Consider the following 13003-nt stretch of genomic DNA (forward strand, 5'->3'; position numbering starts at 1 on the left):
CTTTTTTGCAAAAAAACCTTGCGCTCCTCTGTGAGCATGTTACTTTCGACTGAATAACTTGCTGATTTAGAATTTGATCCCGCTCACATGTTATCCTCTCAGACCACCTCAATTTTTACCGTAAGCCGCCTGAACCAGACGGTTCGTTTGCTGCTTGAGCAGGAAATGGGACAAGTGTGGATCAGCGGTGAAATCTCGAATTTCACCCAGCCGTCCTCCGGTCACTGGTATTTCACGCTCAAAGATGACACCGCTCAGGTACGCTGCGCGATGTTTCGCAACAGCAACCGCCGGGTAACGTTCCGCCCACAGCACGGGCAGCAGGTGCTGGTACGCGCCAATATTACGTTGTACGAACCGCGCGGCGACTACCAGATAATTGTTGAGAGCATGCAGCCCGCGGGCGAAGGTTTGCTGCAACAAAAATATGAGCAACTGAAGGCTAAACTGCAGGCTGAAGGACTATTCGATCAGCAATACAAGCAATCTCTACCTTCCCCAGCCCACTGCGTTGGAGTGATTACCTCGAAAACCGGCGCTGCGCTGCACGATATTCTTCATGTGCTGAAGCGTCGTGATCCATCCTTGCCCGTTATTATCTACCCGACTGCGGTACAGGGCGACGAAGCGCCAGGGCAGATCGTTCGCGCCATTGAACTGGCGAACGCGCGGCGTGAGTGTGACGTGCTGATCGTTGGGCGCGGCGGCGGCTCGCTGGAGGATTTATGGAGTTTCAACGACGAACGCGTGGCACGGGCGATTTTTGCCAGCGGCATTCCGGTAGTTAGCGCCGTCGGCCACGAAACCGACGTTACCATTGCCGATTTTATTGCAGATTTACGAGCGCCTACGCCATCAGCAGCGGCAGAAATTGTCAGCCGCAACCAGCAGGAGTTGTTGCGTCAGATCCAGTCCGCTCAGCAGCGTCTGGGCATGGCGATGGACTACTACCTCGCCAACCGCAGCCGTCGTTTCACGCAGATGTTCCATCGCCTGCAACAGCAGCATCCGCAGCTGCGTCTGGCGCGCCAGCAAACGGCGCTAGAACGGCTGCGTCAGCGGATGGGATTTGCGCTTGAGAACAAGATTAAGCAGGCCAATCAACGCCAGCAGCGCATGCTGCAGCGTCTGAATCAACAAAATCCGCAGCCACGTATTTATCGTGCGCAAACGCGTATTCAGCAACTGGAATACCGTTTAGCAGAGAATATCCGCGCACGTTTAAGTGAACAGCGCGAGCGGTTTGGCAACGCAGTTACCCATCTTGAAGCAGTCAGCCCACTGGCGACCCTGGCGCGTGGCTACAGCGTCTCCACCACCACGGGCGGCGGCGTATTGAAAAAGGTCAAACAGGTCAGTGCCGGTGACGTTATCACTACCCGGCTTGCCGATGGCTGGGTTGAGAGCGAGGTCACGACCGTAACCCCGCAGAAAAAAACACGCTCCCGCAAAACGAGTCAGCCCGACTGAATATGGGCTGATTCGCTTCGCAGCGTCTTAACAACTTTCACTCACGCGCATTTACCAGGCACACCTGTCGATAAATGGATGACGTAGAGGTTGTCGTACGTTTCTGCCCGTTACTCAAGTTAAGCGCCTGTCGAGCATGAGTCGCCTCATCCTGATCGACCGCCCACCAGTAGTTATCCACCCCGGTAATCGGCCAACCGTACAGCGTCCCCACCGCGCCATTTTGGTTATCGTTGTACAACGTCAGCAACTGGCTATACAGCGGTTGACGCTGTGCGTCACATCCGGTAATCCCGGTTTTATCCAGATTCGAGGCGCTTACCGATGACCAGAGTTCTCCATTCGCACCATAGCTGGTATTACTGGAAGATACTTCCGCCGCCAACAATGGGCGGCTAAATATGACGCCGTCGCTGGTGGTGGCCGTTTCGGGCATATGGCCCCAGTAATTCGCCTTAGCAGAGTTGGGGCTGGTAATTACGGTAAAAATAGCATCCAGAGAGGCTTTAAGCGTGGTGTTATTCGTCACCGTCGCCGTGAGCGTAGTTTTCAGCCCCGAACTGAGATCCTGTCGCAGGTTAAACGTTGCGGTACCGTTAGCGCCCGTCAGACCGCTAAAGATCGCGGTGTTGGTAGCCAACTTAGCGGTCTGCGCAGAAGGCGTTAGCTCGTCCAGCGTTAAATCATCCGCCCCGCCGCTGGTAATGACGTTGCCAACGCGCGACAACGCATTGCTGCGTGAAATCGTGAAATATACGTCCGGCATTACATTGCCGTCGGTGTCTGTCACCGTTACGGTCAGCGGGATTGTCTCTCCTTTTTTCACCTGCGCTGCCAGCCTCTCAGCGTTGAGAGCCGTCGACGTCAGCGTAATTGCCCCAGGCATAGGATGCGGATCGACCAGGCAAACCAGCGCCTGTTTGTCGCTTGTGCTCCTGGTGGAAACCGCACCGGTTTTCAGTTGCATGCTCTGCCAGGAGGTTCCGGCTTTATCCGTCACCCACCAGCCATAACTTGCATGAGATACCGGCCAGCCGTACAGCGTTTCGATTTCGCCGCCGGGATGCTCATCGTAGAGTGATTTCAGTTCACTCAACGTCGGCTGCCAGGCTTCGCCGCAGGTGGATTTGCTTGCCAGCCCTGCGCCGTTATGGTCATACAGCGGCCACAGTTCATTACCTACCGTGGAGCTAAACGTGGTGTCTTCTGCGGAGACTTCCGCCGCCAGTAATGGTCGCTGAAAGCTCACGCCGCTGCTGTCGGTAACGGTCTCGGGCATATGCCCCCAGTATTGCGCTTTGTCGGTATCAGGGCTGGTAACCACGGTGAATATCGCCTCCACAGTAGAGGCCGGGTTAGGGTATGTGTCCAGCGTTGCCGTAATCGTCGTTTTCAGCCCCATCGCGTCGTCCTGGCGCAGGCTCAAGGTTGCCGTACCGTCCGCTCCGGTCACCCCACTCCAGGTGCTGGTATTGCTGGTCAACACCGTCTCGGCTGTCGCAGGGGCTATCCCCTGAAGAACCAGATCGTCCGTCGCACCTTTACCATCCGTCGTTTTCACCGAACCGCTACGCGAAATGCCATTACTACGAGAGAGCGTAAATGATGCATTCGCTGCGGGGTTGCCATTGGCATCTTTCACGGTGACAGTGAACGGAATTTCCTCGCCTTTTTTAACCTTCGCAATGCGGGTTTCGCTGTCAGCAAGGCTCGACGTCAACGCAATGGTCGCAGGCAATGGGGCATGCGGATCCACAAGGCATATCTGCGCGCCGGTCGTCCCGACAGAAGTGGTCGAACTTTTCCCGCCCGTATCCAGCCGCATATACTGGTATGCCCCGGTTTTTGACACGCGATCCACAGCCAGCCAGAACTTGCCTGCTGACACCGGCCAGCCATAATTCGTACCAATAGCGCCTATAGGGTCGTCAGCGTACAGTGTTTGCAGATCGCTAAACAGCGGCTGATATTCTGCGTCACAACCAGTAGCGCCCGCTTTTTGGGTATTTGAAATGGTGACCAGCGCCCAGCTTTCGTTATTGTACGTATAGGAGTACGTAAACGACGTTTCGGTCGCCAGAAGTGGACGTTTAAATCTAACCCCAGCGCTGTTGGTGACCGTTTCCGGCATATGCCCCCAGAAATTCGCTTTATCGCTGTCCGGGCTGGTAAGTACAGTGTATATCACATCCAAATTGCTGGAAGTCACCAGATCGTCGGGAAGTTCTGCCACAATGGCGGTTTTCAGGCCGCTGCTATTATCCTGGGCTATCTCAAACTGGGCTTGGCCATTCTCATCCGTCACGCCATACCAGTAATAGTTGCAGCGAGTAGTCGTACAGTTAAACGCCATTGAACCCGCTTCAGGCGTGAGCGCTGTCAGCAACATATTGCTTTCATTACCATCCTGAGCGAACCCAGCCCGGTTTAACGACGAGGTGCGCCTCAGACGAATAGTGGTATCAGGTGCAGGATTTCCTGAACCGTCGGTCACGGTGACGGTCAACGGTACGATTTCTCCCTTTCTCACAACCGCGGCGCCTTTTTCCGCATTCATGGCGCTCGACGTGAGCGCTATCGACAATACCCTTTTTTTACTCAAGCACAGCTGCGCCGTGGCAGTATTCGTGTTGGTAGCAAGCTTTGAGTTATCACTGAGCCGGAGGTACTGAAACAGGTTTGTCGCGTGCGCGCTGTCCGGCACGCTATTACCCGCTCCCCAGTATTTCCCCGTTGTCACCGGCAGGCCGAAGGTCGAGGAGAGCGTGCCATTTGGGTAATCGTTATACAGCGTCTGAAGTTGCTCCAGCGTCGGCAACCCCAGCCTGTCACACGGGCTGGCGGACTGCTGATAAAGCTGCGGATAACTATTCCACGTATACCAGGTTTCACTATTTTCCAGAAAGCCCGAGGTATTCGTCGTGGCAGAAAGCTCAGCGCGCAATAATGGTCGATTAAACTCGGCCCCTTTGCTGTTGACAAAGGTTTCCGGCATATGGCCCCACATACTGGCTTTGTCGCTGTCGGGGCTGGTAATGACGGTGAAGATGGCATCTTTGCTGTCGGTCAGATTGCTGCCATCCATCGCTGTGGCGTTGAGAGTGGTTTTCAGCCCCGCAGACATATCCTGTGAAAGCGTAAAGGTCCCCTCCCCCTGCTCATCGGTTTGTATATACAAAAATTTCGCGCTGGTATCCATAAGAAACGTCGCAGGGCCGGACGGCATGACGTTACGTAGAGTAATATCATCTTCAGAACCAGCGCTATGGATACTTCCTGAACGCGTCGTTGATTCACTGCGGCTCAGTTTCACCAACGCGTTGGCCATCGGCTGGCCTGCCGTATTTTTGACTGTCACGGTGGCGGCGATTTGCTCGCCTTTTTTGACCTTAACGATCCCCGTCGTTTCATCCTGACCCGCGAGTGTAAGCGTCAGGTTACCGGCCGTACCTCGGGGTGAAACGAGGCACGTCTGCATGTGATAAATCGACGCATTGCTTATTGAGGTAACATCACCATTGCTCAACAGGTTAACAACCGCGTATTCAACTGGGTCGCCCTCCGCGGACGGTAAAGCGTAATCCCCCGCCCACCAGTACTGGCTGGCGCTAACGTTCCCTGTACTGCTCATTGGCCAACCATTGCGGCTGTGCATCGCCCCGTCGGGCCAGGTGGCGTACAGCGCCTGAAGATTACTGGCAGTCGGCAGAAAGTTACGCCCACAGCCACCACCAACCCCATTCCAGGCATTGCTGACGGTGATCATGCCCCAGGTTTCGCCCATATCGTAGCTGCCGTTGGTGATAATCACGGTTTTCCCCGGCATGTTGCTAAACTCACTGGATAACAGCGGGCGCTTATACACGACGCCATCACGATCGGTGAGCGTTTCCGCCATGTGCCCCCAGTAGTTCGCTTTCTCTGTATCCGGACTGGTCACTACGCTAAAGACGACCGGCAGCGTCTGCTCTGTTGCAGAACTGGTATGCTCAAGCGACGCCAGCAGCGGCGTTTTAAAGCCTGCGCCACTGTCCTGGCTAATGTCCAGCGTCAGCGTTCCGTTCTCATTGGTCGCGGAGTAATACTCAACGCCACTGCTACGACTCTCGCTATGATTAATTTGTATCGCAGCCGCAGCGGAGGTGTTTGCCACCTGGTACTTACGCCCGATGCTATCACCGCGTTTAAAGATAACCGGCGTATTGCCAACCGGATTCCCCTCATCATCCAGAGTGGTAATCACTACTGGGATAGTTTCGCCAACTTTGGCTTTAGCAAAATCGTCGCCGGCATTGTATAGCGAGGATGTCAGCGTGAGCCTGGTTGCCACTTTCTGCGCTGTTTGCAGGCAGGAGAAATAGAGTTTTTCATTCCATAACATTGAGCTTATGTTGCCATCGCCCAGATCGAGCGATTTCACATAACGGTTTTCCGTTGAGCGGCTGATATCAGCAGTGCTGTTCTGGTAGTTTTTCCCTTCGACAGGCCAGCCCTGCTGAATATTGATAGCTCCGCCAGGGAAGGCTGCGTACAACGACTGCAGGTCGGCCAGCGCGGGCACAAATCCCACTCCGCAGGCGTTCTGTATCCCCTCAAAATCAACAGTGGCCCAGATTTCATTGTTTTCTGTGTTGTTGCCAACGGCAATCCCGCTGGCAATTTCTGTGACCAGTTGTGGTCGCTTAAATACTTTGCCATTAGCTGCTGACACCGTTTCTGGCATATGGCCCCACATTTTGGCTTTATTACTGTCGGGGCTGGTGACGACGGTGAATATCGTGTCAACGCTGGCGCTGACACTGGCGTTTTGATATAGCGCTGCGGTAACCGCCACTTTGGTGCCATGCGTATCCGGGCGGGTGACATTGATGATTTTACTGCCATCGGCTCCCGTCAGGCCGCCCACTTTGGTTGCCGTATCGTTGATTGAGTTTCCGTCGATCACGACCGGAGAAACGATACCGTCGCCGCTGCCCGCAATATGCTTATCGTTCTGCCGGGTATAACCATCACCGCGCGACAGTACAAACGGTGCATCAGGGATCGGCTTGCCGCTGGCATCTTTCACCGTGACCTTCAGCTGTAACGTATCGCCCTTTTTCACCTTTAGCGCATGTTCGTTATTACCCTCATACCACAGCGACGAATCGACCGGTTCGATGGTAATAGAAGCGGCTACCGGATTGTCGCTGGCAAGGCAGGTGACATAATCCGACGCATTGTTACTGGAAAACTCGCTGCCGCTGGAAAGCGCGATGAGTTTCCACGACGTCGCTGTGGCAAACGTTGAAGACCAATAGTTAATCAGGGTTGGCCAGCCGTGGGTGCTGTGAATAGCCCCGCCGCTGTTGGCGTCATACAACGCCTTAAGCTGATCGATGCGTGGTAGTCGATTTGCCGCACAGCCGCCGACGTCCGTATTGCTCACCGCATCGCTATGGGTGACGCGCGCCCAGCTTTCGTTCGCTTCCTTCTGGGTGCGGGTAGCGCTAACCTCTGCCGCAAGCTTTGGACGCTCAAATACCGCATCACCTACCGTCAGGGTATCGGGCATATGTCCCCACATCGATGCCTGAGCGGTATCCGGGCTGGTGGGGACGGTAAATTTCACGCTGCGGCTGAGCGGCGTGGAGATGAGTGAGTTCATCGGCAGAATAGAGAGCTGAGTCTGCAGTCCAACGCCCTGCGGTTGTTCGATAGTCAGGGTGGCACTCCCCTGACTATCGGTAGTGCCCTGATACGTCATCGACGCCTGAGAAGGACCGTACGCCGTACCCGCTATAACAAGCGCGCCGTTGGTGGCATCAGTAAAGCCGGTACTGACGTTATCGCGATTGCGCCCATAAGCCATGGTAACTGTAAACGCCGCGTTGGGGACCGTAAGACCGTTGAGCGCATTAATTGAGCGCACCGTCAGCGTTATCTGCTCGCCCACTTTGGCTGTCGTCTGGCGCAGGGCAAAATCGCCGTTCATCGCCACGTCAAGTTGAGTGACTAACTCATTGCCCGAGCAGGAGAGATAGTTTGGCTCACTACCGCTGAACAAAGCGTCAGCACCGGTAGCCAGATTGACGTGCGCCGTCTGCCCGTCGCTGGTGTCCGCCGCCAGATAGCTGTGGCTGGCGGTTGGCCAGCCGTGCTCGCTTTGCATCTCGTTATCAGGATGCGCATTATAGAGCGAGTCCAGCGACAATTGCCCTGGCACCTGTCCACTGCCGCACTGGTTTTCACCCGCCGTAACGGAGTTGAACGTCGCCCAGTTTTCATTGTTTTCCTGCGTGGAGCCCGTTTTGTGCGTGGCTTCTGCTGCCAGCAGCGGACGTTTATACAAATTGCCCGCCTCCACTACGCCCTGCATATGCCCCCACATGTTTGCCGCGCTGACATCCGGACTGGTGAGAACGGTAAAGATCACGTTTTGCGTTGCCTGTGTGCTGCCGTCAAACAGCACCACGCGCAACGGCGTTAAGACGCCAGTACCTGAATCATGTTTGATCTCCAGCGAAGCCTGACCGTTCGCGTCGGTAACGCCCTGATAGTGATGGGTATCACCGGCCATCAGGCCTTCACCTGCAATGGTAACCGGATGCTCCTCCCAACTAGCGGAATAGTAAGCGGTATTGCGTGCCTGCGCGTTGCCAAGGTACAGATTGAAATAGCGATACGGCAGCGGCTTGCCGGTGAGTTCGTCGGTTACCGTGATTTGCATCATGACCGCCTCCCCTACCTTTACCCTCGCGGCGCTCAGGCTACTGTCGTAGCTGTCTGTACTCAGCACCAGCTTTGGCTTTACCGCCGGTGCGGCCTTATCTACGCAACTGACCAGGGAGTTCACCGTATCCGCTTCCTGCACCACGCTGCTGGAGCGCATATTGACGCCATAATGGTACATGCTCAGCGAACTTTCCGTGGCGGACCAGTATTCATCGTCCCCGGCGACAGGCCAGCCAAGAGTAGTCGCCAGGTCGCGTCGTGCAGTTTTTAACCCGATAAGCTGGCGCGCATCCGGCAGAATGTCACAGTGCTCATCCGCCCCTTTCCAGTTAAACAGCGCCCAGCTTTCATTATCGGCATTCACCGTCGTACTTTCACCCTCCACCTCAGCGGCGAGCGCGGGTCGGGTAAAGGTGTAGGTTTCACCTTCCACCTCAGCGCTGGAGCTTTCCGCCATATGACCCCACATCGCCGCTTTATCGCTGTCCGGGCTGCTGAGAGTGGTGAAAATAACATCTACGCTATCGGCAAGCGATGTCGCTCCTACGGCTTTTACCGTTAGCGTGGTTTTTACGCCAGGGCTATTGTCCTGGGTGACCGTCACCGTAGCATTGCCACTGGCATCGGTTGTGCCGTGAAATTCGGTGGCGATCGTGGTGAGTTCAGTATCTCCTACATGTACAGGATTGGTGTTGTTGACCGCATTTTGTCGGTTGAAAGCATCACTTCGGGTAATGATAAAAGCCGTATTCGCCGCAGGTTCACCATCACAGGTCCTGGTGCTCACAGTCAGAGTGATGCTATCGCCAGCTTTACCCTTTGCCGCCTTTAGCGTTTCATTGAAATGGTCTGCGCTCACCGCCACCGGTTTGCCCGCAGCCGCGGCGATATCTACTGCAAATTTTTGCTCGAGTAACGTCACCGCATTGTTATAGGGGACACCGGTACGAGTCAGCAGCCAGAGTGGTGGTATCTCCGTTGTGGTATCAAGCTGCGGCCAGACCACCAGATGACGCCCCGCCATATTTTGCGCGCAGAAGCTGAGATTCGCGGACGGTTGTGGACTGAGCGGCTCGTCGGGCGTGGCGGCATCAGCCCATACCAGAGAGACACCCGGCGCACGATCGCTTTGCCAGACCAGCGGCGGCTCGGCAAAAATGTCACCTTCGGTGTCGTGCGGGTTACTGAGGATCAGTGCGCTGCCGCTGTCATCGGTACTGAACTGGTTTGGCCTCGCGGTATTCGCCACGGCATTGGCTTGATCCACACTAAGTTGCACGCTTCCCTGATACACCGGAATGGCGACACTGTCGGCCTGCGGTTTCGTACCGTTAATCGCCGACGTAACGCCGACAGGCTCCTGCCATGTATGACTCAAATTTGTGGCATTTGCAGACAAGCCGCTGATAAATAACAGCGGCAGCAGGAAACGATGCAGTGATTTCAGGTTACCGTACATATCCCCATCCTAACGCCTGTCTGATAATTGGATTTTCAACACGCTTTGCTTAGCGTCCTGCTAAGAAAAGCGCACGGAAAACGCCGCTCCCCCGGAGAGCGACGTACGGTGCGAATTATTTGTTCTTGTACTTGATCGACAGGCCATACCCCTGAACGCCATCGTCGCCTGCGTTCGGGAAGATCGAGGTTCTGGCTTCGGCATTGGTCTCTGGAATAAGCAAATCGCCGTTCTGAACCGAAGAGTCGCCTCCCGCCGTTCCCAGTTGCAAACTGGTGCCTGTAAAGACCCACTGATAGTCGTACTGATTGGTAACCACCAGTTCTCCCGTGTCGTAAGTGCCGTTTTTGTTGGCATCTTTCCACAACTGAGCAACGTAGGTATGACCGGTATGCAGCTTGGTACTGCTGTTTTTCAGCAGGTTGACAGAGGCATTCTCAGAGTCGTAGATAGCCACGGCAATAGAATCATCCACCACCGGACCTTCCGGGATGTCATCATCATCCGCACCACCACCCGAGCCGGTAGAAAGATCGTTTAACGTCAAGAGTTCAGCAACGTTGGGGTCACCGGTAGTCGTCGTTGGCGTGATGCGAATACCAATGTAATAGTCTGCATCCGATTCCTGGAGGGTATAGGAGTCCTTCCCGGCACTACCGCTAATCACGGTAGCATCAGAACCATCCTGTTGTTTTGAACGAATCCAGACCACCGTGGCTTTGGTTGCGGTATTGCTGACATCGAGATCGCCCTGCTCATCGCCAATCGCCCAATTTACCGTGACCTTATCGCCAATATGGAACTGCTTATCCCCCTCGCCGTTGACGACACGCTCACCCCGGTCAATGCTAACCGTTACGTGGTTTTTATCTGCTTCCGCGACTTTTTCTGCTGAGCGGGTGATCCACGGTACCGTCCCCTGAATCGTGCCGGTATTGCCGCTGAACTGCCACGTATCGGAACCGGCACCTTGCAGTTTTCCTTCTTTCGCTGCTATCGCCGATGGAATTGAGCAGTAGCCTGCCACCACCAGCGCCAGTGCGACCTTACTCAGCCGCCGTTTTAACAATGCCTGCATTAAGACTCTCCTTTTCTTTAAAATTCAGCGACTCGCGCCGACGCTATTTCTGGTTGTAGGCCACACGTAATCCATACCCCTGCACGCCATCCTGCTCGTCGGCGCCAAACTTCTGCGCCGCTTCTTTATTGCTGGCTGGCAGAACCAGGTCCTCATTGCTGGTGTTCGTTTGCGCCCCGGTATGCCCGTTGGTACTCTGCCCGGTAAACTCCCATTGGTAGTCATACTGGGCCATCTCTTCTTCTGTAAGCTGTTCCGACATCTGGAACACGCCATCACTGTTAGCATCGCGCCAAAGCCGGAATCGATAGGTGTTATTCACAACAGGGTGCTTATCTTCTTTGTCGATCAGATTGACTGGGCTGGAAGTTTTCGATTGATAGATGAGGGGGTTCAGCGCTGAAAGCGATTCACCAACAAAGGTAATGTCGACATAGTTGCTGTCGCCGTAAGCATCCTCTTTAGCCTTCCAGCGGAAAGTGCCGGGAAGCGTGCTGGAGAGCGTAACGGTTCCCGCTGCTTTATCTCGGCTGGCAATGAATACACAGGGGGTTTCCGTGGTACAGGGCGTCGCCGCTAGCGTAACTTTTTTATCATTGCTGTCGTACAGCTCAGGCGTCATGGCCTCATCGACCAGTTCATCACCGTTGCGATCGGTGGTGTCGCCCCAGGAATCGGTCAGCAGCAAGTCCATTACTACACCGTCCACACCATCGGCCTGCGCGCTGGCGCCATGACTGTGATCGCTACGATCGGCATCAGCGATGTTATCGACGATCAGCTCGATTTTACGATCCTGCTGGACGGTAATTTCCACCACGCCGGAGTTCTGCTTATTGCCCTTTTCATCCTCCAGCGTCATGCGCACCTTCCAGGTGTTCATTGCCGTTCTCTGGTCGTCGGTATCAGCATTCACCCACGCCGGCAGCACTAAATTCCAGCGATTATTATTTCCCTCGGTCAAGGCATCCGCTTTTATCACCGGCATCACTAACGTCCGGCTGGCATTATTTTTCGCCTGCCAGGAGGCAGAAATAATCTTGTAATGGTGATTAATCATCGCATTGACGGTCCACTTGCATTTTTCCAGACCAACCGCAGCTTCAGGCGTGTCTTCAATCACGCATTCAGGGTGCTCATTGGTTGAATCGGCCTTCAGCCAAAGTGCGACGTCTAACGGATCTTTCTCACGGTATTCCAGAACGATGAAGTTGTTACGCTCTACAAAATCATGACGACTGCCCATCAGCGAATGCTGTGCTTTGACGTTTTCCGGGTCGAGCTGTGCTGCCAGCGGGGTACCAAGCTGATATGTGACCGTGGCATTGACGTTGAGATCGGTGTTGTCCCCGGTTCCGGCTTTATAGTCCGCCCCCAACGTCACCATAGGTACAGGCGTATAGTTGAGACCTACGGTCACGGCATGCGGATTTTTTTGTAAATTATCGGTGCCAAATAACGCCACCTCGTCGCCATAGTACTGCTCATAAATGACTTTGCCGCCCAACTGCGGATAAAATGGCAGCCAGCTTTCTGCCCTAATATCCCAACCGCGCGCCGGGCGCTCCTCGTAAAAATCAAAATCTGCAGAATCTTTCCAGTCGGAAAGAGGATGGTAATAATTTCCGGAAAGTTTTAAATAATCAGTCCAGGCTTCGGTCCCCAGACCTAAGCGGCGGTGTCCACGGGTGAAGTCATAGTCATAAAACAGGTTACCGCCCAGCAGCCAGCTCGCGATATTCTGGCGTACACCGAAGCCTAAATTACCAATAGTACGCTCTTCTTTACGTTGGGCGGAGAATTGACTAAAGAGTACGGTACTTTCGTTGTCATACCAGGGAACAAAATAATCCAGCGAACTACCTTCAAGGTCTCCCCCTTCGCCCACGGAGAGACTGGTACGCACCTTGCCATAAGGCGACATTGCGCCCTCAAGGTATGACTGTGCTGATGAAGTGATTTGGTTTTGCAGATAGCTACGCGCCTGGGATTCCAGCGCTTCCGGCGTCAGATTTTCAAATCCCTGCGTCGCTGAGTTGGTAATGTAATCAGCGCCTTTTTCTTTAAATGATTGCCCCTTATTTTCTTGTTCTTCTTTTTCTGCGGCATCACTGGCCAGATCGGGTAGTGCGGAGAGGGTAATATTATTTTCAGAGACAGGGACGCTTATATCGGCCTCAGCGCTTACCACGCCAGACACCAATAATAAAAAGAATAAGCGTGCTCCTGACACCATAGATTATCCCTGTGTTAAAGCTTTCCTCACACAGAAAGATTATATC

The 13003-nt window shown here is 54.4% G+C and carries 4 protein-coding genes; 1 reads left to right on the forward strand and 3 read right to left on the reverse strand.

Annotated elements, in window-relative coordinates; translation table 11 throughout:
- Nucleotides 1-87: 87 nt before the first annotated feature.
- Nucleotides 88-1470, forward strand: coding sequence for an exodeoxyribonuclease VII large subunit (xseA, locus tag OGV77_RS22355; protein WP_087050916.1), 1383 nt, complete (start codon nt 88-90; stop codon nt 1468-1470).
- A 37-nt stretch (nt 1471-1507) separates the two neighbouring features.
- On the opposite strand, the gene OGV77_RS22360 is transcribed toward xseA, so the two are convergent.
- The 3 genes from OGV77_RS22360 to sinH all read right to left on the reverse strand — a co-directional run bounded on the left by OGV77_RS22360 (nt 1508) and on the right by sinH (nt 12957).
- Nucleotides 1508-9643 carry an adhesion domain-containing protein gene (locus tag OGV77_RS22360; protein ID WP_087050917.1) on the reverse strand — a complete coding sequence of 2712 codons (8136 nt, stop codon included), beginning with the start codon at nt 9641-9643 and terminating at the stop codon, nt 1508-1510.
- 115 nt (nt 9644-9758) lie between these two features.
- Complete coding sequence (locus tag OGV77_RS22365) at nt 9759-10721, reverse strand: SinI family autotransporter-associated protein (protein ID WP_043017179.1); 963 nt, start codon at nt 10719-10721, stop codon at nt 9759-9761.
- A gap of 43 nt (nt 10722-10764) precedes the next feature.
- Nucleotides 10765-12957 (reverse strand): intimin-like inverse autotransporter SinH, encoded by a 2193-nt coding sequence (gene sinH / locus OGV77_RS22370; RefSeq protein ID WP_043017180.1) that lies wholly within the window; start codon nt 12955-12957, stop codon nt 10765-10767.
- Nucleotides 12958-13003 lie beyond the last annotated feature (46 nt).

The organism is Citrobacter sp. Ce129 (genome assembly GCF_030334545.1).
GTDB lineage: Bacteria > Pseudomonadota > Gammaproteobacteria > Enterobacterales > Enterobacteriaceae > Citrobacter > Citrobacter europaeus.